This is a genomic window from Embleya sp. NPDC008237 (genome assembly GCF_042956465.1).
In the GTDB taxonomy this organism is placed as follows: Bacteria; Actinomycetota; Actinomycetes; order Streptomycetales; family Streptomycetaceae; genus Embleya.
This window is the reverse complement of the sequence record NZ_JBIBGL010000002.1, coordinates 374,432-398,344: the sequence shown is the minus strand read 5'-3', so window position 1 is coordinate 398,344 and position 23,913 is coordinate 374,432. Positions and strand designations below refer to the sequence as shown.

Below are 23,913 nucleotides of genomic sequence, written 5' to 3'. Positions count from 1 at the left end.
TTTCCAGAGTGCCCACGACCACGCGGTACGGGTGCCTGAGAGATTCCGGGGAGGAGTTGCTCCTTCGGCGCCCCGTGTACACGACACGAGGACTCTCCCGCGCGAACGTAATGGGCGACCTCAACGGTATCAGCGTGACCCTCGAAAGGGCCCGCGCACTAGGCGTAGGTCACAGTGGTCGTGGTGTAACCCAGGGATCGCATCATCCCCTGGAGCATGTTGGTGGTGTTGCGCTCGGCGCGCTCCAGCAGTCCGGCGGTCTTCGCCGCGTCGTCGATCTTCTTGGTCGCCAGCACGTAGAGCTGCTGCTGGTCGGCGGGATTGCCGGAGAAGAAGTCGCCGAGGCGGTCGAACAGGCCCCGGTCCTGGGCGATCACGTGGCTGTTCTTCTGGTCGAGCGCCGCGGGCGCGAGCCGCGCGTGCGGGAGCTTGATGGTCACGCTCTTGTTGTCCGGCGAGGTCTGGATCGCGTCCTGGCCGATCCCGCCGAACTCCACGAAGCCGCCGACCTGGCCGACCCCGATGAACAGCGTGCGCTGGCCGCGGACGGCGTCCGGAAGGAACTTGGCGTCCTTCTCCAGGTCCACGACGACCTGGAAGGTGCCGCTGACCGCCTCGTAGCGGCTGAGATCCTGCACGGCCTTGAGCATCACCGGTCCGCTGTGGTCCTTGGTGGTCTCGCCGAACGGGTTGAACTTGCCCGGCAACAGATTGACCAGCCCGACCAGCACCAGGGCCAGCACGATGAAGCCGACCAGGAGTGTGACCAGGAAGGCGGGCAGGCCGAGCCTGCGGCGAACCGATCGGAAGGCACCCTGCCCTCGCGCCGGCCGCTCTTTGACATCAGTCATGGTGGGGACACCCCCGAGGAGTCGTGTGACCCGCGCCTGCCCCGGATCCCGGCGGCTATCCCCGGTCGGCGGCGGGTAGCGGAATCGGTTCCCCCGGTCGCAGCGCCGGATCGGTGATCACGAACGTGCGCACCCGGCCCGGCCGACCGCCCGGCACCTCGAACCGCACGGTGACCCGACCGACGCCGCTGCCCTGCACCCAGCCGGGTCCGAACTCCTCGTGCACCACGTCCTGGCCCGGCGACCAGGAGACCCGCTCCGGGACGGCCTCGACGAGCGGCTCCGCGTCGCCCTCCGGGTCATCCTCGATCGGCTCGCCGGCCCCGGGCTCGGCCGCGCCGAACAGGTCCTGCTGGGCGAAATCGGCCAGGCCGCTCACGCCCACCCCGAGCAGCCGCACGCCGCCCGTGACGTCCACCTGCGCGGCCAGTCGGCGGATCGTCTCGCGCACCACGCCCGGATCGTCGGTGGGCCCGCGCAGCGTCTCCGAGCGGGTCAGCGTGCTGAAGTCGTAGCGGCGCAGCTTGAGCACGATCGTGCGCCCGGAGCGCCCGGCGGCGCGCAGCCGCTCCACGCACCGGATCGAGAGCCGGTCCAGCTCCCGCGTGATGCGCTCGCGGTCCACCAGGTCGGTGGCGAAGGTGTCCTCCACCGACACCGACTTGGCGTCCCGGTCGGCGACCACCGGGCGGGCGTCCAGCCCGGCGGCCAGCACATGCAGGCCGTGGCCGTGTGCCTGGCCCAGCAGTCGGACCAGTTCGCTCTCGTCGACGGCGGCCAGATCGGCCACGGTGTCCAGACCGGCCCGGCGCAGCACGTCGCCGGTGGCCGGGCCGACCCCGGGCAGTGCGCGCACCGGCAGCGGGTCCAGCATCGCCCGCTCGGCGCCGGGTGCCACCACGCACAGCCCGTCCGGCTTGTCCGCCTCGGACGCGATCTTGGCCAGCAGCTTGGAGGTGGCCGCGCCGACCGAGCAGGTCAGCCCGGTGGCCGCGTGGATGTCCGCGCGCAGGCGTACGGCGATCTCGGTGACCCGTTCGGTGTCCAGCGTGCCGCCGTGCGGGCCCGCCTCCAGGTCGACGAACGCCTCGTCCAGGCTGAGCGGCTCCACCAGCGGGGACAGCCGGTGCAGCAGTTCCATCACGGTGTCGCTGACCTGGCGGTACAGCGCGAAGCGCGGGCTGAGGAAGGCGGCGTTGGGGCAGCGTCGGCGGGCCTCGCCGATCGACATCGCCGAGCGCACGCCGAACACGCGGGCCTCGTACGAGGCGGTGGCCACCACGCCGCGCGCGCCGATGCCGCCGACGATCACCGCCTTGCCGGCCAGGCTGGGCTTCGCCACCTGCTCGACCGACGCGTAGAACGCGTCCATGTCGAGGTGAAGGATGCCCGGGGCCTGTCTCACACCGCGCAATGATGACGCACGGAACCGACATCCGGGTGCGTTCGCGCGCTCAGTCGCCCAGGGCGCGGCGGATCTCGTCGTTCTTCGGGTCGCGGGCGCGTGGATCGGGTTTGAGCACGATTTGACCGGTCGCCTTGAACGCGGCGAGCACCTCGCGCCCGGTGCCGTACACGGTGGGCCCGATGTGGCCCCACGTGAAGGACTCGTCCGGGACGCCGTACGCGGATATCCCGGCGGCCCGGCACAGTCCGAGCGCACGCCGCAGATGGAAGCTCTGCGTGACCACGATGACCCGGTCGATCCCGTAGACGCGCTTCGCCCGGATGCAGGATTCCCAGGTGGAGAATCCCGATTCGTCGGTCACGATCCGATGTCGCGGTATCCCCCGGTCCACGAGGTAGCGCCGCATCACCCCGGTCTCGTCGTAGCGGTTGCCGCCGCCGTCGCCGCTGACCAGGATCACCCGGGTCCGGCCGGCCCGGTACAAACCCAGGGCCACGTCCAGTCGGCGGGCCAGCAGATCGGACGGCCGGTCCCCGTGCACGCCCGCGCCGAGCACCATCGTGACGTCCTGATACGGCACGTCGGCGGGCGAGCGGACCCGGTTCCCGGCGTACAGGTGCAGCCCCGTGATCGGGGCCAGCCCGGCCACGGTGAGCAGGACGGCGGCCTGATAACCGCGTCGTTGGGCTCGCCGCGAGCGCGGCAGGGTCGGCCGGCGAATGATCACGTCCATGGGGACGTTCCTGCCCGTCGGCCCGGTTCCCATCCGCCGCGGGCGGCTCAGACCGCCTTGTCGCGCCGCCTGCGCGCCAACTCGTCACCCGGATGGACCTGCGTGATCGTCTCTCCGGTGCCGGTGTGCTCGCCCTGGAGTTGTGCGAGCGAGCCCTCGACCTCGCGCCAGACCGCCCCCACGGCGATCCCGAAGACCCCCTGGCCGCCCTGGACCAGATCGATGACCTCGTCGTACGACGTGCACTCGTACACACTGGCGCCGTCGCTCATCAGCGTCATCCCGGCCAGGTCGCCGATCCCGCGACCGCGCAGGTGGGCCACCGCGATCCGGATGTTCTGCAGCGAGACTCCGGTGTCCAGGAGCCGCTTGACGATCTTGAGCACCAGGATGTCGCGGAAGCCGTACAGACGTTGGGTGCCCGAGCCGTGGGCCGGGCGGACCGTGGGCTCGACCAGGCCGGTGCGCGCCCAGTAGTCGAGTTGGCGGTAGGTGATGCCGGCCGCCGCGCATGCCGTCGGGCCGCGGTAGCCGACGTCCTCCGACGGCGTGCCGGCCGGCGAGACGTCCTGCCGCCGGGGGCCCGCACCGGGATCGGTCGCCGGCAGAGGACGTGCCGTGCGGGCGCGTTCCGCCGCCGTGATGTCGCCGGTGCTGCTCACGCCGACCTCCCTTTCGTCTCCCCGCGCCCGAGTACGGCGCGGCGAGTCTCTTCAGTCCCGGGCCGCAGGCGGCGAGGTGCAACGCGCAGGGGTCATCCCGGAACTGTCGTTTTCGACGGTAGGCAGTCACCAACAGCGCGTCAACGACCGGGCCGTTCGGCACGCCGAGTGACGCTCCTCGCACGAGTGGTTTGAACCCCTGTGCCAGGGGTAGGTCTGGCCGCTTTGCCACTGATCGAAACGGATCGAGCCGGACCGGCTTCGACCGCAGGTGCGTCGGGGTCCGCGTCGCGGCCGGCCGGCCCGGTGCGCGTCCGCGGCCGCCGACCGGCCGACCGGTACCGGGACGCAAAAACCGCCGACCGGTACCCCTCGCCGAGGACGGCGGGCAGGGACGGTCGGCGGCTTCGGACGCGCACCGGGCCGGGCGGGCCGACTACTGGCTCGTGGTGCCGAAGTCCTCGGGCGAGATGTCGTTCAGGAACTCCCTGAACTTCTCGATCTCGTCCTCCTGCTCGTTGGGGATCACGATGCCCGCCTCGTCCAGGACCGCGTCGCTGCCGACGATCGACGTCCCGGTCCGCAGCGCGAGCGCGATCGCATCCGACGGGCGCGCGCTGACCTCCACGCCGCCGGAGAAGACCAGCTCGGCGTAGAAAACGCCCTCGCGCAGGTCGGTGATCCGGATCTGGGTCAATTCCTGTCCCAGCGCCTCCAGCACGTCCCGGAAGAGATCGTGCGTCAGAGGACGCGCGGGTACCACGCCCTGTTGGGCGAACGCGATGGCCGTCGCCTCTACCGGGCCGATCCAGATGGGGAGATAACGATCGCCCCCCGTCTCCCGTAGGAGCACGATCGGCTGGTTAGAGGGCATCTCCACCCGGACGCCCACAACCTCTAGCTCGTTCACATCGCCACACTAGCGCGCCGGGCTGTCGGTCACCGATCCCCGGGGGCCGAATAGGTCGGGGATTCGTCGTTTTTTCTTCGTGGGGCGGAATGTCGACCCCGACACAGCACACCGGTCGACCCCGGCACGCCGCACCGTCGGGACCGGCGCCGGGCGGATGCCGGCCCGCTCAGCGGCCCAGCCGGGGCGCGAGCGCGGTGGTGACCAGGACGGTGTGCAGTCGCGAGGTGAGCGCGAGCAGGTCGCGCACGGTCTCCTCGGCGCCCGCCTTGGCCCGCGCGCCCCGGCGGTGCAGGAGCGGCGCGACGATCTGTTCGACCAGCGCGGCCTCGCGGTCCGCGGCGGCCTTGGTCTGCCGCAGGTGCCGCGGTTCGACGCCGTAGCGGCCCAGCGCGGCCACCAGGCGGGCCACCACGAGCGCGTCGCCGTCGTAGACCACCGCGTGCTCGGCCTCGGTGCCGCCGGGCCGCGGACGGTGCGGCTGGATCAGGCCGAACTCCTCCAGCCGGGCCAGGTCCACGTCCTGGATGCCGGCCGCGGCGATCAGGCCCGGCCGGTCGAGCAGCACCGTGGTGCCGTCCCGACCGGCCGACCCCGGATCGCCGTCGGCGTCCTCGGAGCGCTCGGATTCGGCCGGGGTCGGGCCGGCCGGTTCGAGTCCGCGATCCATCGCGTCCAGTTGATCCTTGATCACCCGGAGCGGCAGATAGCGGTCGCGCTGCACGCGCAGCACGTAGCGCAGACGTTCGATGTCGGCGGCGCCGAACTTGCGATAGCCCGACGGGCTCCGCTGCGGCTCGATGAGCCCCTCCGCCTCGAGGAACCGGATCTTGGAGATGCTGATGTCCGGAAACTCGGGACGCAGCAGGGTCAACACCCCGCCGATGCTCAAGGAGACCGATCCGGCCGCCGCCGGACTCACCCGATCTGCCCTTGCCGACTGGGGAAGAAGACCAGTCGGTACTTGCCGATCTGCACCTCGTCGCCCGGTGTCAGCGGGACCTCGTCGATCCGCTCGCGACCCACGTAGGTGCCGTTCAGGCTGCCCACGTCGGCGACCGCGAAGCCGCCGGCGGTGCGACGGAACTCGGCGTGCTTGCGCGAGACCGTCACGTCGTCGAGGAAGATGTCGCTCTGCGGATGCCGACCGGCCGTGGTGCGGTCCGAGTCGAGCAGGAAGCGGCTGCCCGAGTTGGGGCCCCGGCGCACCACGAGCAACGCGGTACCCGGCGGAAGCGCGTCCACCGCGGCCTGCGCCTCGGGGGTGAGGATCTCGCGGGGCGCGGGTTCCGCGTCCAGCGCCTCGATGCCGCTGATCGAGATGGTCGAGGTCTGCTCGGACGCACGCTCGGCACCCGCACCCAGGCGTGCGCCGCAGTTGGAGCAGAACCGGCCACCGGGCGGATTGTGATGCCCACACGTGCCGCAGACCACCACGTCGGCCTCCTGACCCGTTCCGGTCGAACCTCGACCTTCGGTCGAGAGTTGCCCGAAACTTATGCGCGCCGTGTGTTCGTGGTCAACAGCGACATGCCCGGCGGTCGCGTCGGACTCGCCCAGCGGCGGAGCGGGTGCGGGAGGTGAGCCGGCGGACGCCCCGTAGGGGGTGCCCGGCGGCATCGTCGGCGGGGCGGGCGGCGGGTTGCCGGCCCTCCCCGCATCGGCAGCCGGCGCGTCGCCGGAGCGACGGGAACGACCGAACAATTTCGCGAACAACTTCACGGGCGAACCTCCCCGAGAGAACCTGGCCCGCCCGTGGGGCAGGAGGAGTGGGTCGTGGTGATGGACTGCCTACCGCTTCGCCGGGCCGTCAGGAGCCAAGGCTGTTCTGATAGGCGGCCGCGTCCAAGAGCGCGGCCGGTGCGGCGGGATCGTCGAGGCGCACCTCGAACATCCAACCGTCGCCGTAGGGATCGGAGTTGACCAACTCCGGTGCGCCGTCGAGCACGTCGTTGACGGTGGTCACGACGCCGTCGAGTGGCGCGAAGAGGTCGCTGACACTCTTGGTCGATTCCAGTTCGCCGCAGGGCTGTCCGGCCACGACGCGAGTGCCGACCGGCGGCAGCGTGACGTAGACGATGTCACCGAGCGCGTCCTGCGCGAATTCGGTGATGCCGATCCGCACCGTCCCGGAGATCTCTTCCATGACGCGCACCCATTCGTGCTCCGTCGTGTACGCGAGATCTGCGGGGTACATGCGGACAGCCTGCCCTTCTTGCCTGATGAGTGATGCACCGACGGCGACCGGCGGACTGATTCTGTCAGGTGTGCTCACCCGTTACCGGCGCCCGGTGCCGAGCGAGCGTAACCAGGCTTGTTCGCAGGCCGCAAGGCGTCGATCAGCACCTCCTGCGAGGGGGTGACGATGGCCCCCGCCTGCTTCTTCTCCAGGGTCTTCACCACGCCCCCGGGGATGTTCAGCGCGGGCTGGAGATCCTGCGGATTTCCGATCACCTTGAACACGTACGGCGGGAGCACCTTGGTGCCGTCGATCACGATGTCGCCGGGCGGTGTGCCGTTGAACCAGGTGCCCGCCACCACGCGCACGTCGTTGATCTGGATCACCTCGGCACCGGCCGCGCGCAGCTCCTGGAGCGTGTCCAGCAGCACGTCGCCGCTGACCGTGCGCTGCGGGTCGGTGATGGTCAGCGTGATGCCGGGCCCGGTGGCCTTGACGGTACCCGCGAGCACGCCCAGGGCGTCCGCCTTGGCCTCGTTCTGCTCACGCGCCTCCTGGACCCGGTCGTTGCTGTTCTGCAGCTGGGTACGGCTGTTCTCCAGGCGGTGCTTCTCGTCCTCCAACCGCCGGGTGCGCTCGCCGAGTTCGTCCAGGACCCGGACCAGGTCCTCCTGCCGCGCGCCGCGCAGCGGGTCCGACTCGGTGTTCGAGCGCACCTGGATGGCCAGCCCCGCGCCGAGCGCGAACAGCAGCACGGCGCCCACGAGTTGAGCCCGGCTCACGCGCGGCGGCCAGAACGCGTCGAGCAGCCTGCGCCGGCCCGGCTGATCGTTCACCGGGTCGTGCGTGTGCGGCTCGGAAACCGCGTTCGAATCCGTTTCCGTCTCGGGCGTGTCGCGCGCCGCGTGCGCTCCCGCGTGCGGCGGCGCGAGCGGGGCACGCGGATCGCGCGCATCTCCCGGCTCGCGTGCGACCCGCGGTCCCGGTGCCTCACCCGGCCGGGACGCCCCGTGCGCGGGCGCGGCGGGCACCAGTGGCGGTATCGGCACGCGCGGCGCCCTGGGGTCCGGCTGCGGCCGGGACGCCGGCGGCGCCTCCCGCATCTCGTGCGCCGTTTCGCGGACCGGCGCGGTGATCGGCGGGATCTCCGAGGTCACCTCGGCGGCCTGCTCGCGGATCCGCTCCCGGATGTGCCGACCCTCGTGGTAGAGGTCGACCGGGCGCCGGGTCTCGACCGTGGGCTTGCGCGTGGACGGCGTCTCGGGTTCCGGCTCGGGTTCGGGCCCGAGCACGGGTTCGGGCATGGGTCCGGGTGCGGGCATGGGTTCGGGCACGGGTTCGGGTGCGGGCTCCTCGGCGGTGCGCGGGATGCCCAGCTCGCGGGGGTCCTCGTCGTGGCGGGCATGCCGCCCGCGCGTCTCGTCCGTTTCGTCGGCCATGTGTGACTCCCCGTCAGGCCCGGAAGACGTGTCGGCGGATGGCCGCCGCGTTGGAGAAGATCCGGATGCCGAGCACGACCACCACGCCGGTGGACAGCTGTGCGCCGACGCCCAGTTTGTCGCCGAGGAAGACGATCAGCGCGGCGACGACCACGTTCGACAGGAACGAGACCACGAAGACCTTGTCGTCGAAGATGCCGTCGAGCAGTGCGCGCAGCCCGCCGAAGACCGCGTCCAGCGCGGCCACCACCGCGATGGGCAGGTACGGCTCCAGCTCGTGCGGGATCACGGGTCGGGCGAGGTACCCGACCACGACCCCGAGGACCAGGCCGAGGACCGCGATCACTGTTTACCCTTTCGTTCGGTCTGCTTCTGCGACGCTGTCGGCGAGCCGGCCGGCGAGGCCGAACCGCTCGGCGGCGGCCCGCTGCGGCCCGTGGGCGTGGCGGGCGGTGTGCTCGGGGTCTGCTTCGCCGGTGCGCTCGGCGGCGGGCTCGCGGGCGCGCTGCCCGGGGCGTCCGCGTAGCGCAGCGAGGTGCCCAGCGCGGCCGGCAGCTTGAGCTTCTTCTGTGCGCTCAGGTTGATCCGGATCCCGAAGTTCTCTTGCAGCTGGCGCAGATAGCGCCCGTCCGCGCCGACCATGAACTCGACCTGCATCGGCTTCGCGTCACCGATCGCCAGGATCGTATACGGCGGAGCCAGCGGCCGGTTGTCGACCAGGATCGAGGCGCCCGCGGCGCGGATCGCCGACAGCGCGGTCAGCCGCTGGTTGTTGATCGAGATGGCCTCGGCGCCGGCCTTCCACAGGCCGTTCACCAGGCGCTGGAGGTCGCGGTCCAGGATCCGGCCGTTCGCCGCCGCCTCGGCCTGGCGCGGGTCGGTCGAGCCGTCCGAGTTGTCCGATCCCTTGGCGTCGTCCGCGATCACCTTCAGGCCCGGACCCTCGACCGGGTCGGATCCGGTGAGCAGCGCGAGCAGTTGCACCCGGTCCTTGGCTGCCTTGGGCAGCGAGACCTCCTGGATCGCGTCGACCTCGTCGCGCAACCGCTCGACGGTGGCCGTGAGCGCGTCCACCTCGGCCTCGTCGGTGTGGATCCGGTCCACCAACTGGTGGCGCTCCCGCTCGGCCTGCGGAGCGGCGGCGTGCACCTTCATCGCGGCCACCATCAGGATCATCGCGATCAGCGCGACCCCGACCACGGCCAGCACGCGGGCCAGCGGGCCCTTGTTCATCCCGGTGTCCCCGCGCACCGCACGACGGGCGGTGGCCTCCGCGTAGCCCGCGTCCAGGCTGTTCGTCATCATGTCCACGAGCAGGGACATCGAGGCGTCCGGCCGCCTGTACCGGCTCGTGCCTGGTGTCTCCCGCGATGACATGCGCCCCATCGTTCCATGCCCGACGGAGTGCTCGATGCAGGGTCCGACACCGGGTCCGGCCGCGGATCGCGGCAGGCGATCCACGGCCGGGGAAGACCCTACAAGACCGCTACCGGGCCCGCCGGCGTCGGCGGGCCCGGAGACATCCGGTCAGTCGCCGGCGTGCTCCACGACCCGGCTCCACTCGTCCAGGAGTTCGTCCGCGGCGTCGTCGTCCGGGCCCTCGGCCCACACGTGGGTGACCGCCTCGGCCGGGTCCGGCAGCACCAGGGCCCAGCGCCCGTCGGCCTCCACGACCCGGACGCCGTCGGTGGTGTCGATCTCGCGGTCGCCCGCCGCCTCCACGACCCGGCGCATGACCATGCCCTTGGCCGCCCACGGCGTCGGTACGTCCCGCCGGCGCACGTGTGCACGCGGGATGCGCGCGTCGATCTGGCTCAGCGTCAGCTGGGTCCGGGCAACCAGCCCGATCAGCCGGACGAACGCGGCGGTGCCGTCGAAGACGGTGCTGAACTCGGGGATCACGAACCCGCCGCGGCCGTCGCCGCCGAAGATCGTGTCGTCGGACATGGCCACGCGCGCGAGGTCGTCCGGCGACGTGGTGGTCCACTGCACCTGGACCCCGTGATAGGCGGCGACCTGCTCGGCGATCCGGGTCGTGGTCACCGGCAGCGCGATCTTCCCGCCGCCGCGCTCGGCCGCGACGCAGTCCAGCAGTACCAGCAGGGCACGGTGGTCGTCGATGATCCGGCCCCGCTCGTCCACCAGCGACATGCGCTCGCCGACCGGGTCGAACCGCACGCCGAACCCGGACTTGGACGAGGCCACGAGCTCGCCCAGCCGCAGCAACCCCTCGTGCCGCTCGTCCGCGGTCTCGGTGGGCCGGGCGTCGTCCAGGCCGGAGTTGACGGTGAGCGCGTCGATGCCCAGCCGGCCCAGGATGCTGGGCAGCAGCAGGGCGGCGTTGCCGTGCGCGGCGTCCACCACCACCTTGAGCCCGGACTCGGGCACGCCGGTGATGTCCAGGGCCTTCAGCAGCGAGCCCGAGTAGCTGTCGAACGGACGTGCGGGGAAGGTCAGTTCGCCGATCTCGCCGGGGAAGGCGCGGCGATACTCCTGGCGGGAGAAGACCCGGTCGAGCTTGCGCTGGGCGGCCTGGGACAGGTCCGCTCCGCGCTCGTCGAAGAACATGATGTCCACCGAGTCCGGCACCCCGGGCGTGGTGCGGATCATGATCCCGCCGGCCGAGCCGCGCGCGGTCTCCTGGCGGGCCACCGGCATCGGCACGTTCTCCAGGTCGCGCACGTTGATCGCGGAGGTCTGGAGCGCGGAGATGACCGCCCGCTTGAGTGCCCGGGCACCACGCGAGTGGTCGCGCGCGGTGGTGACGGTGGCGCCCTTCTTGAGCGTGGTGGCGTATGCGCCGGCCAGGCGCACCGCCAGCTCGGGGGTGATCTCGACGTTGAGGATGCCGGAGACCCCGCGCGGGCCGAACAGGTACTTCTGGCCGCGCGACTCCCAGATCACCGACGTGTTGACGACCGCGCCGGCCTCGATCGTCTTGAACGGGTAGATCCGCACGTCCCCGGCGACCAGGGACTCCTCCTCGATCAGGCACTCGTCGCCGATCACCGCGCCCTCTTCGATCCGGGCGGCGCGCATCACGTCGGTGTTCTTGCCGATCACGCAGCCGCGCAGGTTGGTCTGCGGGCCGATGTAGACGTTGTCGTGCACGACCGCCTTGTGCAGGAAGGCGCCGCGCTTGACCACGACGTTGGACCCGAGCACGGTGTGCTCGCGGATCTCCACGCCGCCCTCGACCTTGGCGTAGTCGCCGATGTACAGCGGCCCCTTGAGAATCGCGTCCCGGTCCACCTCGGCGCCCTCGGCGACCCATACGCCCGGGGAGAGCTCGAAGCCGTCGATGTCCACGTCGACCTTGCCGGTGAGCACGTCGGCCTGCGCCTTGAGGTAGCTCTCGTGGGTGCCCACGTCCTCCCAGTAGCCCTCGGCGACGTAGCCGTAGATCGGCTTGCCCTCCTTGAGCAGCTTGGGGAACACGTCGCCCGACCAGTCCACGGACACGCCCGCGGCGACGTAGTCGAAGACCTCGGGCTCCATCACGTAGATGCCGGTGTTGACCGTGTCCGAGAAGACCTGACCCCAGGTCGGCTTCTCCAGGAATCGGTCCACCCGGCCCTCGTCGTCGATGATCGTGATGCCGAACTCGAGGGGGTCGGGCACCCGGGTCAGGCACACGGTGACCATCGCGCCCTTGGCGCGGTGGTACTCCACGAGCGCGGTCAGGTCGAAGTCGGTGAGCGCGTCGCCGGAGATGACCAGGAACGTGTCGTCCTTGAGCGCCTCCTCGGCGTTCTTGACGCTGCCCGCGGTGCCGAGCGGGGTCTCCTCGTTCGCGTATGTCAGGGTCATCCCGAGTTCTTCGCCGTCGCCGAAGTAGTTGCGAACCAACGACGCAAGGAACTGGACGGTGACCACGGTCTCGGAAAGCCCGTGCCGCTTCAGGAGCCGTAGCACGTGCTCCATGATCGGCCGGTTCACCACCGGCAGAAGCGGCTTGGGCATGCTGGAGGTCATCGGGCGCAGGCGGGTGCCCTCGCCTCCGGCCATGACGACGGCCTTCATCGGTCTCGTCCTCCTATCGCGTCACACCACCCGCACCCACGGCTGAACTGCCGGGGCCGGGTGGCGTGCCTTCAGTACGTGGATATCGCCTCGGTGTCCGGCGATCCCTGCGCTACCCGGCGGTCGCTGCGCGACTCGCCTTGTCCGCGGCCACGAGGTGTTTGGCCTGGGCTGCGTAGAGGACTCCTGCCCACCAGTACAGCGCAGTACCCCACCAGGCGAACGCCCATCCGAAGATCGCGGCGAGAGTTGCGACACGTCCGGTGCCGTCGCTGAGCAGCAGCAGCGGGAAGGCGTACATCAGATTGAAGGTCGCGGCCTTGCCGACGAAGCTCACCGAGAGCGCGCCGTAGCGGTGCCGGCGCAGGATCAGCAGCACCACGCCCATGAACAGTTCGCGGCCCAGGATGATCGCGGTCAGCCAGATCGGCAGGATCTCGCGCCAGGTCAGACCGACCAGGGTGGCCAGCACGTAGAGCCGGTCCGCGGCCGGGTCCAGGATCGCGCCGACCTTGCTGACCTGGTTCCACCTGCGGGCCAGTTTGCCGTCGAGGTAGTCGCTGATCCCGCTGAGCATGAGCAGCGCCAGCGCCCACAGGTCGTGCTTGGGCCCGCCGAATTCGGGCGCCAGGATGAGCCACAAAAAGACCGGGACACCGAGCAGGCGGGCGAAGCTGAGCGCGTTGGGAATCGTCAGGACCCGGTCGCTGGGAGCGTCCACGCCGCCGTCCCGGGGGTGCGGCGGCGCCGCGTCCACGTGGGCCTCCACGGGGCCTCTGCTTTCTGCCGGTGGGCCGTCTCGTACTGGGTCCTGCTCGTTCGGTTCGCGGCATCCAGCCTAGTGACGCACGGATCCGCTGCTCACCGGGTCCGGGTCGGGCGTGCCGGTCTCGGCGAGCGGCTCGGTGAGGGTGGGCAGCGGGGTGCGGTCGCGCAGGATGCGCCAGACCAGGATCAGGGTCAGCGCGATCCCGGCGAACAGGTAGCCGTTGCCGAGCACGAACTCGATCGGCGTCCAGTGCCGTTCCCGGCTGCCGTCCCGGGGGGCGAGCCAGATCAGGCCCCAGGGCTGGAGGGTGCGCGAGCCGTCCCAGTCGCCGTACACGTTCAGCCGCATCGGCCACGCGGCGAAGAAGACGAAGAACGTGCCGGTCAGCCACCACCACAACGGCCGGGCGAGGGTCAGCGCGGCGTGCGCGAGCAGGACGAACGCGGGCACCACCCAGACCCAGTGGTGCGACCACGAGATGGGCGACACGAACAGCGACAGGCCGCCGGTGATCACCACGCCGACCAGTTCGTGGCCGCGCAGCGACGCCCGGGCGGCGGCCACCAGGCCGAGCGTGCCGACCAGCAGGCACAGCAGCAGCCACAACACCGAGGCCGCCCCGCCGTCGCCGAGCATTCGGGTGAACATGCCCTGCACGGACTGGTTGTTGAGCGTGCCCACGCTGAGCTTGTCGTTGACCTTTCCGCTGATCGACACGAGGTGGGACCAGTAGTAGACGGACGCGCTCGGCGCGGCGACCAGGCCCACCAGGATGGTCCCCAGGAACGCGCTGCCGGCCACCGCGGCGGCCCGGAACCTGCGGGTGATCAGCAGGTAGACGATGAAGATCGCGGGGGTGAGCTTGAGCCCGGCCGCGATGCCGACCCCGATGCCCTTGTATCGGCGGCTGTCCGGGAGCCCCAGGTCGAGCACGATCAGGGCCAGGAGCAGGAGGTTGATCTGCCCCCAGACGAGCGTCCACTCCACCGGCTCCAGCCACAGCACCGCGGCGAAGGTGGTCGCGCTGATGCCGAACCGGCCCAGGCCGCGGCGATAGCCGAGCATGCCCCACGCGGACCAGACGACGGCGAACAGCGACAGCAGGTTGACGGCCGCCATGAACCACTTGAGGCCGGCGAAGCCCAGCGGGAGCAGGATGTAGAAGAGCAGCCCGGAGAACGGCGGGTAGATGAACGGCAGTTTGTCGGTCCACTTGCCGTAGTTCACGGTGTAGATCTGGTCGCCGTCGCGGAACGCGTGTGCGGCCTCGTGGTAGACGCTCAGGTCGAGCATGTGCCACATGTCGCGGCGGCCGAGGTGGGTCCACATCACCCACAGGCCGAGCGACAACACCAGCAGGAGGCCGCCGACGAGCGCGACGCGACCGGGCCGACGGGGTTCCCGGCTGCGCTCGTGCCCGAACGGGACGCGGGGCGCGAGCGTCAGGAGCTCGCGGCAGGAGGTCACGAGCACGTGGGGGAAGGACATGTCGGTCGGGGACTCCACAACTGCACGGTTCAATGGGCGCCTGGCCGGGTGGCGCCGGGTCAGGATATCCACACGGTCGGATCGGCCCCGCCCGGTGCCTGGTTGCCGGAAGCCGGCGAATGTCCCCGAATGCGACGTCGGGATCGTTCAAGCCCTGGCCGGAGCCGGAGTGGTGGTGCCCGGGGCCGTTCGGGCCGGCGGTTCCGGCGGGTCGAGCGTAACGGCTTCCGCGGTGCGACTCCCCCATTTTCGTCGGGTCGCCGGTACGCCCACCGCAATCGTGATCAGCGCGGCGAGCCCGGCGAGAGTGTACGCGTCGGCGAGCAGCAGATCCCACCCGGCGAGCCGGAGTTCGCGGCCGTCGCGGTAGGGCACCTGCCAGATCAGCCCGGTCGGTACCGGGACCGGGAGTTCCACTCGGCGACCCGGGACCGCGGCGGTCAGCGCGACCAGGGCGAAGGCGGCCAGTGCGGCGGGGAGCCGGATCGGGCCGCGTCGGCGGCGGGCGGTGTCGGCCAGGAGCACGGCGCCGGGCACGATCCACACCCAGTGGTGGGTCCAGGAGATCGGCGACACGAGCAGCCCGGTCAGCGCGGTCACGCACAGCCCGGCCAGGTCCCGGCGCGGATCACCCGGTCGGCCCCGTGCCACCAGCACGGCCAGCGCGAGCCCGCCCACCCCCACCGCCATCGCGATGGCCGGCCACACCGGGCCGGGCGGGGGCATCTGATGGGTGAACCGGATCAGCAACCCGCGCAGCGACTGGTTGCCCGGCGCCTGGGCCGGGCCGACCCGGGTGTCGTCGAGGAACAGGCCGCCCCAGTAGCGCAGCGACTCGCGCGGCAGCACGGTGAAGGCGACGAACAGGCTCGCCCCGAGCGCGAGCAGCGCGTTGCGGCCCTCGCGCACCCGGCCGGTCAGGAACAGGTACGGGATCACGATCGCGGGGGTGAGCTTGAGCCCGGCGGCCAGGCCCACCCCGCAGCCGCGCAACCGGGCACCGGGGGCGCGCGAGAGGTCGGCCAGGACCAGCGCCAGCAGGAGCAGGTTGATCTGGCCGAAGCGCAGCGTCTCCTGGACGGGTTCGGTCCACAGCAGGACCGCGGCGGTGCTCGCCGCGGCGCCGAGTCGGCGTGTGCCGCGCACCCCGGCCATGCCCCAGGCCAGGTGTGCGCCGATGCCCAGCAGCGCGAGGTTGCCGCCGACCGAGACCCAGCGCAGCGCCCCCCAGGGCAGCCACGCCAGCGGGGTGAACAGCAGTGCGGCGCACGGGGTGTAGGTGAACGGCAGGCGTGCCGTCCCGACGGACATCGAGTAGAGCCGCCCGTCGCCCTCCACGATCGCGCGCCCGCCGGCCTGGTAGACCCGCAGGTCGCCGAGCCACCACATGGTCGCCGGTCGGGTCAGCGCGAACGCGAGGTAGGCGGCGACCGATGCCACGACCAGGACCGCGGCCAGTGCCGGGAGACGTCCGAGAAGGCGCTGGGGGCGACGTGACGTCTCGGGCATGGATCGATCGTGCCATCGGACGCGCCCGATTGCTCCGTACTACTCCGTGCGCGTCACATTATTGTGTTCTTCCGATGATTACCGGGCGTTGGTACGACTCGGCCGGCTATGCCCGCTTCTCTCCCGGCTTCGTCTCCTGCTTGTCCTCCTGCGCGCGGGCCCGCGACCGGCCCACCTCGGCGTAGAAGCGGAGCACGTCGAGGTCGTCCACCGAGCCCGGGTTGACCGCGTCCTCCAGCCGGCGGCCCTGGAGCAGCTTCTTCACCGGGATCTCGATGCGCTTGCCGGTGAGGGTGTGCGGCACGCCCGGCGCCGCGATGATCTCGTCCGGCACGTGCCGCGGCGAGACCTCCTCGCGGATCACCGCGCGGATCCGGGCCTTGAGCGTGTCGTCGAGGGTGTGCCCGGGCGCGGTGACCACGAACAGCGGCATCCAGTAGCCGCCGTCGGGCAGTTCCAAACCCACCACGAGCGACTCGCGCACCTCGGGAAGGCGTTCGACCGCCTCGTAGATGTCGCTGGAGCCCATCCGCACGCCCTGGCGGTTGAGCGTCGAGTCGGAGCGGCCGTGCACCACGATCGTGCCGCGCTCGGTGAGCGTGATCCAGTCGCCGTGCCGCCACACGCCCGGGTAGGTGTCGAAGTAGCTGGCCCGGTAGCGCGCGTCGTCGGGGTCGTTCCAAAAGTGCACCGGCATCGAGGGCATCGGCAGGGTGATCACCAGCTCGCCGACCTCGTCCACCACCGACCGGCCGTCCTCGTCCCACGCCTCGACCGCGCAGCCCAGCGCGCGGCACTGGATCTCGCCGAGGTACACCGGCAGGTCCGGGCTGCCGCCGACGAAGGCGCTGCACACGTCGGTGCCGCCGCTGACCGAGGCCAGCCACATGTCCGCGCCCACCGCGTCGTAGATCCAGCGGAAGCCGTCCGGCGGGAGCGGGGAGCCGGTGGTGCCGATCGCCCGCACCCGGCTCAGGTCATGGCTGACGCGCGGGGTCAGCTCGTTCTTGCGGCAGGCCATCACGTACGCGGCGGAGGTGCCGAACCAGGTCACCCGGGCCCGCTCGACCACGGTCCACTGCGCCTCCGGGCCGGGGTAGCCGGGGCTGCCGTCGTAGAGCACGATCGTGCTGCCCGCGAGCAGGCCGCCGACGAGCATGTTCCACATCATCCAGCCGGTCGAGGTGTACCAGAAGAACCGGTCCTCGGGGCCCAGGTCGAGCTGGAACGCGGCCTGCTTGAGGTGTTCGAGCACGATGCCGCCGTGGCCCTGGACGATCGCCTTGGGCAGGCCGGTGGTGCCGGAGGAGTACAGGATCCACAGCGGGTGGTCGAAGCCGACCTGCTCGAAGTCGAGGTCGGCGGCGGACGCGTCGCGCCCGATCACCTCGGCCCACGCCAGCACGTCGGCCGGCGCCGGCTCGTCGAGCAGCGGCACATGCAACACGTGTCGCACCGTCGGCAGGCCCTCGCGCAGATCGGCGACCACGTCGGCGCGGCGGATCTCCTTGCCGCCGTAGCGGTAGCCGTCCACCGCGATCAGCACGACCGGCTCGATCTGCTGGAACCTGTCGAGCACGCTGCGTGCGCCGAAGTCGGGTGCACAGGCCGACCAGACCGCGCCGATGGACGCGCAGGCGAGCAGGCCGACCACCGCGTGCGGAGTGTTGGGCACGTAGGCCGCCACCCGGTCGCCCGGTCGCACGCCCAACTCGCGCAGGGTGGCCGCGCAGGAGGCGACCTGGCGGCGCAGCTCGGCCCAGGAGATCTCGCGCGGGAGCAGTTCCTCGTCCAGGTACACGATCGCGGCCCGCTCGGGATCACCGTCCGCGGTGTGCCGCAGCACCTGCTGTGCGTAGTTGAGGCGGGCATCGGGGAACCAGCGGGCCCCGGGCATGGTCCGCTCGGCGAGCACCACCTCCCGGTCGCCCAGGTCCAACTCGAACCAGTCACAGAGCGAGGTCCAGAACGCCTCGGGCTCGGTGGTCGACCAAGCCCACAGTTGTGCGTAGTCCTCGGCCCGGACGCCGCGTTCGGCGCCGAGCCATTCGCGATAACGGGTGACCGCCGCGGCGGCGACCCGTTCGGCCGAAGGCTGCCACAGCAGTTCGGCCCGCTCGCTCGATTCCGTCATGTCGTATGTCCCCTCCGCGCGATGTGCCCCCCGACCCTGCCATCTCGCGGTCCGGCGCGCATCCCCCGACCGGGTCGCAAAAGGATCTTCGTGGGCACTCTGGACGCGCCGCGCCGAACGCGGGATGTTACCGACGGGAAACAAGCCCGGCAGAGGAGGCCTCGCATGCCCACCACGCACGGCACCGTCACCGACCGCGAGCGCGTCGCGGAGCGGCTGCTCGCCGCGTCGCACGCACACGCGTTCGACCCGATCACCGACATCGACTGGGACGCGCCGCTGGTCAACGGGGCGTTCTTCCTGCCCGCGCACCGGGTCAGCCTGTACGGCACGCCGATCTGGGAGCGGATGAGCGAGCGGCAGCGGATCGACCTGTCCCGGCACGAGGTGGCCTCGATGGCCAGTGTCGGCATCTGGTTCGAGGTCGTGCTGATGCAGTTGCTCATCCGGCACGTCTACGACCGCCCGCTGACCTCGCGGCACGTGCAGTACGCGTTCATGGAGATCGCCGAGGAGTGCCGGCACTCGACCATGTTCGGCAGGCTGATCGAGAAGCTGGACTGCCCCGAGTACGGGCCCGGTCCGTACGCGCACATGGCCGCGCGGGCGATGAAGACGCTGGGCTCGGGCGTGCAGGCCTTCGCGATGGCGTTGATCGCCGAGGAGGTCCTGGACACGATGCAGCGCGAGATGATGGCCGACGAGTCGCTCCAGCCGATCACCCGGCAGACCGCGCGCATCCACGTGGTCGAGGAGGCCCGGCACGTGCGCTACGCCCGCGACGAGGTGGCCCGCGGCGCGCCGCACATGTCGCGGACCGAGCGGGCGATCACCCGGCTGGCGCTGGCCCGGGCCGCGCACATCATCGCCACCCGCCTGGTGCATCCGGGTGTGTATGCGGCGGTGGGTCTGGATGCGGGCGAGGCGTACAAGGTGGCGCGCGCCAATCCGCATCGACTGGACACGTTGGGCCACTGGTCGCGGCGGCTGATCGCGTTCTACGACGAGCACGGTCTGCTCGGTGGGCCGGGGCAACGGTTGTGGCGGGCCTCGGGACTGATGGGACGTCAGATATAGGGGACGGCCGGCCGGTCGCGGGCCGGCGGGTGTGACCGTAAATACCCCGGTCGGGTTGGCGCACGGAACTGACGATCCGTCAGACTGTGGTCCGTACACACATCGGACGACACGGCCAGACGAGTTGGAGGGCCCCGTGACGAAGGACCACAAGCCTGTGGTCCCCGGTTGGTTCACCACGTCCGGGGAGGACTTCTCCCTCCTCGGCACCCGGTGTACCGCCTGTGGGACCGTGTTCTTCCCGCGCCAGGAGACGTTCTGCAGCAATCCGGCGTGCGCCGGCACCGAGTTCGCCGAGGTGCCGCTGTCCCGGCGCGGCACGGTCTGGTCCTACACGAACGCCGGCTACCGCCCGCCGGCCCCGTTCGTGTCCGACCCGGACACCGAGTGGCAACCGTTCACCATCATCGCGGTGCGCCTGGAGGCCGAGGGCCTGATCGTGCTCGGCCAGGGCGCGCCCGGGGTCGGCGTGGACGACCTGAAGGTCGGGGTCGAGGTCGAGATCGTGCCCGGCGTGCTGTACGAGAACGACGAGCACGTCTACACCACGTGGAACGTGCGGCCCGTGGAGGTCAAGGCATGAGCACCGACCGCGAGATCGTCGTCCTGGGTGCGGGTATGCACCCGTGGGGCAAGTGGGGCCGCAACTTCGTCGAGTACGGCGTCAAGGCCGCGCAGGACGCGCTGAAGGACGCCGGGCTGGCCTGGCAGGACATCCAGTTCGTGGCCGGCGCCGACACCATCCGCAACGGCTACCCCGGCTTCGTCGCGGGCGCCACCTTCGCCCAGGCGCTCGGCTGGACCGGCGCGCGCATCTCCAGCTCCTACGCCGCCTGCGCGTCCGGCTCGCACGCGATCGCGAGCGCCCGCGCGCAGATCCTCGCGGGCCTGTGCGACGTCGCGCTCGTGGTCGGCGCGGACGCGGCCCCCAAGGGCTTCTTCGCCCCGGTCGGCGGCGACCGCCCCGACGACCCGGACTGGGTGCGTTTCCACGTGCTCGGCGCGACCAACCCGGCCTACTTCGGGATGTACGCGCGGCGCCGGATCGACCTCTACGGAGCCTCGGTCGAGGACTTCGCCCGGGTCAAGGTCAAGAACGCGCGCAACGGGCTGGCCAACCCGAACGCGCGCTACCGCAAGGCGTTCACCATGGAGGACGTCGCGGCCTCGCCGATCGTGTGCGACCCGCTGCGGCTGATGGACATCTGCGCCACCTCCGACGGCGCGGCGGCGGTCGTGTTGTGCAGCAAGGAGTTCGCCGCCCGGCACACCACCTCCCCGGTGCGGATCTCGGCGGTCTCCACGGTCACCCCGACCTTCCCGAGCGCCCTGATCGAGCTGCCCGACATCGCCACCGACTCCTCGGTGGCGGTGGCCCCGAACGAGTTGTCCTTCCGCGCGTCGCTGGCGCACGCGGCCTACCAGGAGGCCGGCATCGGCCCGGAGGACCTGAGCCTGGCCGAGGTCTACGACCTGTCCACCGCGCTGGAGCTGGACTGGATCGAGGACCTGGGCATCTGCGCGCGCGGCGAGGCGGAGAAGCTGCTGCGCGACGGCGCGACCGAGATCACCGGGCGGATCCCGGTGAACGCCTCCGGCGGCCTGGGCTCGTTCGGCGAGGCGGTGCCGGCGCAGGCGATCGCCCAGGTCTGCGAACTCACCTGGCAGCTGCGCGGCGAGGCGGGCGGGCGCCAGGTGCCCGGCGCGACGGTGGGCATCACCGCGAACCAGGGCCTGTTCGGACACGGTTCGTCGATCATCGTCACCCGTTAGGTCCGGCTCGAAGATCATCGAAACGGTCTCGGGGCCGACCGGGTTCTCGGCAGAGCCGAGGACTCGGCGCCGGCTCCGGGATCGTTTCCGTTCCAACGGAGGGTCGGATGGCATTTCCGGACGGCATCGGCGTGGTCGACCTGCTGATGGGCCTGCCGAACCGCGATCGGCGCTGGTGGGCGACCGCGATGGCGGGCACGCTGCGGGACGAGGACAGCCGGACGGGGATGACCCATCCGGCCGGGTACATGTTCAAGGACCTGCCCGAGATGGAGCGCACCGACTCCTCGGCCGAGGACCTGCTGCGCGAAATGGACCGCTTCGGCGTGGAGAAGGCGCTGATCCCGGTCTCGTTCGAGGACGAGGACACGTCGGCGGCGGTACGCCGATACCCGGATCGGCTGCTCGGCAGCTTCCAGGTCGACCCCACCGACGTGATGGCGGGCGTGCGCGGTCTGCGCCGGGCGCGGGAGGAGGCGGGTGTGGTGGCCGCGACCTTCTTCCCGTGCGGGTGCACACCTCCGGTGCCGATCGACGACCGATTGGCCTACCCGCTCTACGCGACCTGTGTCGAGCTGGGTCTGCCGGTGTTCGTGAACGCGGGCATCCCCGGGCCCCGGGTGCCGGCCGCCGCGCAGGAGGTGATGCGCTTCGACCGGGTCTGCTACGACTTCCCCGAGCTCACGGTGGTGATGCGGCACGGCGGCGAGCCGTGGTGCGACCTCGCGGTCAAGCTGATGCTCAAGTGGCCCGGGCTGCACTGGTCCTCGTCGGCCTTCGCCCCCAAGCACTACCCGCGCGCGATCGTCGACTACGCGAACACGCGCGGGGCCGACAAGATCCTCTACGCGGGCTACTTCCCGTACGGCCTGACGCTGGATCGCATCTTCGCCGAGTTGCCCGGGGTCGGCTTCAAGGACGAGGTGTGGCCGAGGTTCCTGCGCACCAACGCGTTGCGGGTCCTGGGGTTGTGATCGCCCGGCGCCGGGCTCGGGCTCAGTCGGTGCCGGGCGCGAGCGCGAGCGCGGCCTCGATCGGCCCGGCGTCCGGGCGCGGGTCGACGACCGCCAGCACCGGCACCGTGACGCCCGCCTCGACGTAGCGGGCGATCCCGGCCCGGCAACGGTCGGGGCCGCCGTGCACGATCAGGTCGTCCACGACCGCGTCCGGGACCAGTTCCAGGGCGCGCTTGCGGTCGCCCTCGGCCCAGGCCGCCCACATCGGCGCCAACTCCTCGGCGCGGCCCAGCCAGCGGTGGAAATCGGCGTACACCGGCACGGTCAGGTAGCTCGTGATCATCCGCCGGCCGATCGCCCGCGCGGTGTCCCGATCCTCGATCGGCACCACGAAGATCCGCGCGACGATCTCCTTGTCCGGCCCGCCCTCGTGCACGTACGGCACCACTCGCTTCACGTCCTCGGCGGAGAGCCAGTTCAGGATCGCGCCGTCCCCCTCCCGCCCGGCCAGACGCAGCATGCCCGGGCGCAGCGCGGCGACCAGGATCGGCGGTGGGCTCTGCGGTGGCCGGGACAACCGGAAGCCGCGCACCGAGAAGGTCTCGTAGTCCTCGGTCACCTTGCCCCCTGCGAAGGCCGCGCGCAGGAACCGCACGGTGTCGCGCACCCGCTGGTACGGCCGGTCGAAGCTCGCCCCGTTCCACGCCTCGACGATCGGCGCGGACCCCGCGCCGATACCCAGCCGGAACCGTCCCGGCGCCACCTCGGCAAGCGCCGCGGCCGTCATCGCCAGCGTCGCCGGGCCGCGCGTGTACGGCGAGACGATCGCGGTGCCCAGGCGCACGTCCGGGTCGGCCAGGCCGGCCACGGTGAGCGGGGTGAAGCCGTCCAGGCCGTCCACCTCGGCCGACCAGACATCCGTGTAGCCGGCCGCGCGCAGTTCGCGAATCAACCGCGGATGGTCGGCGAGCGGCGCGTTCAGCGGGACGGTGATGCCATGACCGGCCTGGCTCATGCGTGCTCCTCCGTGGTCCTGATGGTCCATCAGGACTACCACAATCGACCGGATACCCGATGTACCGTCAGGCACCATGTCGACCCTGTGCCTGAACACGTTCGCCTTCTCCCCGTTCGCCGGCGTCGAGGAACCCCCGCCCCTGTCCGAGCTGTTGGCGGCGGTGCGCGACGCCGGTTTCACGGCGGTCGGGCTCGACGTGTTCTCCGTGCTCGGCTACGGCCGACCGCTCGCCGACCTCGCCGCCGAGGTCGCGGCGGCCGGGCTGCGCTGTCCGGAGATGCTGGGCTTCGTGGTGGACGCGGACGAGACCGCCGCGCTGGCCGGGGCGCGGCAGGTGGCCGAGGCGTGTGCGGCCTTCGGCGCCGACTTCGCGCTCGGGATGGTCATGCTCGCGCCCGACGCGCGCTGCGCGGACCTGTTCGCCCGCTGCGCCGAGATCATCGCGCAGGCCGGGGCGCGCGCGGCGGTCGAGTTCCTCCCGTTCACCCCGGTCTCGACGATCGCCGACGCCCGCGCCCTGGTGGCGCACGCGGGGACGGCGAACTCCGGTGTCCTGGTCGACGCGTGGCACTTCTTCCAGGGCCCGGACACGTGGGCCACACTGGCCGAGCTGCCGGTCGCCGAGATCGCCTACGTGCAGATCGACGACCACCCGGAACTGCTGCCGGCAGGCGCGGACTTCTACACCGAGTGCATGTCGCGACGGGTCCTGCCGGGCGACGGGGTGTTCGAGTTGGGGGCCTTTCGGGACGCGTTGGCCGCCAAGGGATACGACGGGCTGGTCAGCGTCGAGGTGATCAATCCGAGGCTGGTCGCGCTCGGTGCGGCGGAATACGCGTGCGCCGCACGGGCGGCGGCGGGACGATTCCGGGCCTGACTCCGGTCCGGTTGCCCGTCGGCGGTGCACGACTCGGTCGCGGCCGCCGGCTCGCCGGGTGGGCGGACCCCGGCACGCTGCCGATGCCCCCGCGGCGGGGAGGATCA

At 71.4% G+C, this 23,913-nt stretch carries 22 protein-coding genes and 1 riboswitch; of the genes, 5 read left to right on the top strand and 17 right to left on the bottom strand.

Annotation, left to right across the window (positions count from 1 at the left end; genetic code table 11):
* Window positions 1–13: 13 nt before the first annotated feature.
* A riboswitch (glycine riboswitch) is annotated at window positions 14–110 on the bottom strand.
* A 48-nt stretch (window positions 111–158) separates the two neighbouring features.
* The 16 genes from ACFZBU_RS04900 to ACFZBU_RS04825 all read right to left on the bottom strand — a co-directional run bounded on the left by ACFZBU_RS04900 (window position 159) and on the right by ACFZBU_RS04825 (window position 18,105).
* The gene (locus ACFZBU_RS04900; RefSeq protein WP_391582056.1) at window positions 159–851 is read right to left on the bottom strand and encodes a DUF4230 domain-containing protein; all 693 of its coding nucleotides are present in this window, start codon (window positions 849–851) and stop codon (window positions 159–161) included.
* Between the two features lie 55 nt (window positions 852–906).
* Entirely contained in the window at window positions 907–2,256 is a 1,350-nt protein-coding gene (locus ACFZBU_RS04895; protein ID WP_391582055.1) for a DNA polymerase IV, read from the bottom strand.
* A 49-nt stretch (window positions 2,257–2,305) separates the two neighbouring features.
* On the bottom strand, window positions 2,306–2,992 hold the full coding sequence (locus tag ACFZBU_RS04890) for a vancomycin high temperature exclusion protein (RefSeq protein WP_391582054.1): 687 nt from the start codon (window positions 2,990–2,992) through the stop codon (window positions 2,306–2,308).
* Window positions 2,993–3,039: 47 nt separating this feature from the next.
* Window positions 3,040–3,654, bottom strand: a complete 615-nt coding sequence (locus ACFZBU_RS04885) for a MerR family transcriptional regulator (protein ID WP_391582053.1) — start codon at window positions 3,652–3,654, stop codon at window positions 3,040–3,042.
* A gap of 436 nt (window positions 3,655–4,090) precedes the next feature.
* The gene (locus ACFZBU_RS04880) at window positions 4,091–4,564 is read right to left on the bottom strand and encodes a bifunctional nuclease family protein (RefSeq protein ID WP_020548711.1); all 474 of its coding nucleotides are present in this window, start codon (window positions 4,562–4,564) and stop codon (window positions 4,091–4,093) included.
* 169 nt (window positions 4,565–4,733) lie between these two features.
* Window positions 4,734–5,456 (bottom strand): MerR family transcriptional regulator, encoded by a 723-nt coding sequence (locus ACFZBU_RS04875; RefSeq protein WP_391582052.1) that lies wholly within the window; start codon window positions 5,454–5,456, stop codon window positions 4,734–4,736.
* A gap of 26 nt (window positions 5,457–5,482) precedes the next feature.
* Complete coding sequence (locus tag ACFZBU_RS04870; protein WP_391582051.1) at window positions 5,483–6,001, bottom strand: FHA domain-containing protein; 519 nt, start codon at window positions 5,999–6,001, stop codon at window positions 5,483–5,485.
* Window positions 6,002–6,374: 373 nt separating this feature from the next.
* Window positions 6,375–6,761 (bottom strand): glycine cleavage system protein GcvH, encoded by a 387-nt coding sequence (gene gcvH, locus ACFZBU_RS04865; protein ID WP_026217856.1) that lies wholly within the window; start codon window positions 6,759–6,761, stop codon window positions 6,375–6,377.
* Window positions 6,762–6,835: 74 nt separating this feature from the next.
* Complete coding sequence (locus tag ACFZBU_RS04860; protein ID WP_391582442.1) at window positions 6,836–7,846, bottom strand: DUF881 domain-containing protein; 1,011 nt, start codon at window positions 7,844–7,846, stop codon at window positions 6,836–6,838.
* Window positions 7,847–8,195: 349 nt separating this feature from the next.
* Window positions 8,196–8,528: a small basic family protein gene (locus tag ACFZBU_RS04855; protein ID WP_020548716.1), complete on the bottom strand. Its 333-nt coding sequence runs from the start codon at window positions 8,526–8,528 to the stop codon at window positions 8,196–8,198.
* Window positions 8,525–9,505 carry a DUF881 domain-containing protein gene (locus tag ACFZBU_RS04850; RefSeq protein WP_391582050.1) on the bottom strand — a complete coding sequence of 327 codons (981 nt, stop codon included), beginning with the start codon at window positions 9,503–9,505 and terminating at the stop codon, window positions 8,525–8,527. Before ACFZBU_RS04850 ends, ACFZBU_RS04855 begins: the two co-directional genes overlap by 4 nt.
* Window positions 9,506–9,709: 204 nt before the next feature.
* Complete coding sequence (locus ACFZBU_RS04845; protein WP_391582049.1) at window positions 9,710–12,205, bottom strand: sugar phosphate nucleotidyltransferase; 2,496 nt, start codon at window positions 12,203–12,205, stop codon at window positions 9,710–9,712.
* A 112-nt stretch (window positions 12,206–12,317) separates the two neighbouring features.
* A complete protein-coding gene (locus ACFZBU_RS04840) occupies window positions 12,318–12,974 on the bottom strand; it encodes a CDP-alcohol phosphatidyltransferase family protein (RefSeq protein ID WP_391582048.1) in 657 nt (218 codons plus the stop codon).
* Between the two features lie 69 nt (window positions 12,975–13,043).
* Window positions 13,044–14,480 carry a glycosyltransferase 87 family protein gene (locus ACFZBU_RS04835; RefSeq protein ID WP_391582047.1) on the bottom strand — a complete coding sequence of 479 codons (1,437 nt, stop codon included), beginning with the start codon at window positions 14,478–14,480 and terminating at the stop codon, window positions 13,044–13,046.
* Window positions 14,481–14,609: 129 nt separating this feature from the next.
* On the bottom strand, window positions 14,610–15,971 hold the full coding sequence (locus ACFZBU_RS04830; RefSeq protein ID WP_391582046.1) for a glycosyltransferase 87 family protein: 1,362 nt from the start codon (window positions 15,969–15,971) through the stop codon (window positions 14,610–14,612).
* 106 nt (window positions 15,972–16,077) lie between these two features.
* Window positions 16,078–18,105 (bottom strand): acetoacetate--CoA ligase, encoded by a 2,028-nt coding sequence (locus tag ACFZBU_RS04825; RefSeq protein ID WP_391582045.1) that lies wholly within the window; start codon window positions 18,103–18,105, stop codon window positions 16,078–16,080.
* A 165-nt stretch (window positions 18,106–18,270) separates the two neighbouring features.
* On the opposite strand from ACFZBU_RS04825, the gene ACFZBU_RS04820 reads away from it, so the two are divergent.
* The 4 genes from ACFZBU_RS04820 (at window position 18,271) to ACFZBU_RS04805 (ending at window position 21,929) form a co-directional block, all read left to right on the top strand.
* Complete coding sequence (locus tag ACFZBU_RS04820) at window positions 18,271–19,182, top strand: diiron oxygenase (protein WP_391582044.1); 912 nt, start codon at window positions 18,271–18,273, stop codon at window positions 19,180–19,182.
* Between the two features lie 136 nt (window positions 19,183–19,318).
* Window positions 19,319–19,765 (top strand): Zn-ribbon domain-containing OB-fold protein, encoded by a 447-nt coding sequence (locus ACFZBU_RS04815; RefSeq protein WP_391582043.1) that lies wholly within the window; start codon window positions 19,319–19,321, stop codon window positions 19,763–19,765.
* Complete coding sequence (locus tag ACFZBU_RS04810; RefSeq protein WP_391582042.1) at window positions 19,762–20,955, top strand: lipid-transfer protein; 1,194 nt, start codon at window positions 19,762–19,764, stop codon at window positions 20,953–20,955. Before ACFZBU_RS04815 ends, ACFZBU_RS04810 begins: the two co-directional genes overlap by 4 nt.
* Window positions 20,956–21,062: 107 nt before the next feature.
* Entirely contained in the window at window positions 21,063–21,929 is an 867-nt protein-coding gene (locus tag ACFZBU_RS04805; protein WP_391582041.1) for an amidohydrolase family protein, read from the top strand.
* Between the two features lie 22 nt (window positions 21,930–21,951).
* Here the strand turns inward: ACFZBU_RS04805 and ACFZBU_RS04800 are convergent, their stop codons facing one another.
* A complete protein-coding gene (locus ACFZBU_RS04800) occupies window positions 21,952–22,926 on the bottom strand; it encodes an LLM class F420-dependent oxidoreductase (RefSeq protein WP_391582040.1) in 975 nt (324 codons plus the stop codon).
* 76 nt (window positions 22,927–23,002) lie between these two features.
* Between ACFZBU_RS04800 and ACFZBU_RS04795 the strand changes: the two genes are divergently transcribed.
* Window positions 23,003–23,806: a sugar phosphate isomerase/epimerase family protein gene (locus ACFZBU_RS04795; RefSeq protein ID WP_391582039.1), complete on the top strand. Its 804-nt coding sequence runs from the start codon at window positions 23,003–23,005 to the stop codon at window positions 23,804–23,806.
* The last annotated feature ends 107 nt before the right edge of the window (window positions 23,807–23,913 follow it).

Bases quoted from the DNA above. Each gene is read 5' to 3' on its own strand.
- ACFZBU_RS04900 (WP_391582056.1), bottom strand. From the start codon at position 851: ATGACTGATGTCAAAGAGCGGCCGGCGCGAGGGCAGGGTGCCTTCCGA.
- ACFZBU_RS04890 (WP_391582054.1), bottom strand. From the start codon at position 2,992: ATGGACGTGATCATTCGCCGGCCGACCCTGCCGCGCTCGCGGCGAGCC.
- gcvH (WP_026217856.1), bottom strand. From the start codon at position 6,761: ATGTACCCCGCAGATCTCGCGTACACGACGGAGCACGAATGGGTGCGC.
- ACFZBU_RS04860 (WP_391582442.1), bottom strand. From the start codon at position 7,846: ATGCGGGAGGCGCCGCCGGCGTCCCGGCCGCAGCCGGACCCCAGGGCG.
- ACFZBU_RS04850 (WP_391582050.1), bottom strand. From the start codon at position 9,505: ATGTCCCTGCTCGTGGACATGATGACGAACAGCCTGGACGCGGGCTAC.
- ACFZBU_RS04845 (WP_391582049.1), bottom strand. From the start codon at position 12,205: ATGAAGGCCGTCGTCATGGCCGGAGGCGAGGGCACCCGCCTGCGCCCG.
- ACFZBU_RS04830 (WP_391582046.1), bottom strand. From the start codon at position 15,971: ATGCCCGAGACGTCACGTCGCCCCCAGCGCCTTCTCGGACGTCTCCCG.
- ACFZBU_RS04825 (WP_391582045.1), bottom strand. From the start codon at position 18,105: ATGACGGAATCGAGCGAGCGGGCCGAACTGCTGTGGCAGCCTTCGGCC.
- ACFZBU_RS04820 (WP_391582044.1), top strand. From the start codon at position 18,271: ATGCCCACCACGCACGGCACCGTCACCGACCGCGAGCGCGTCGCGGAG.
- ACFZBU_RS04810 (WP_391582042.1), top strand. From the start codon at position 19,762: ATGAGCACCGACCGCGAGATCGTCGTCCTGGGTGCGGGTATGCACCCG.
- ACFZBU_RS04805 (WP_391582041.1), top strand. From the start codon at position 21,063: ATGGCATTTCCGGACGGCATCGGCGTGGTCGACCTGCTGATGGGCCTG.
- ACFZBU_RS04800 (WP_391582040.1), bottom strand. From the start codon at position 22,926: ATGAGCCAGGCCGGTCATGGCATCACCGTCCCGCTGAACGCGCCGCTC.
- ACFZBU_RS04795 (WP_391582039.1), top strand. From the start codon at position 23,003: ATGTCGACCCTGTGCCTGAACACGTTCGCCTTCTCCCCGTTCGCCGGC.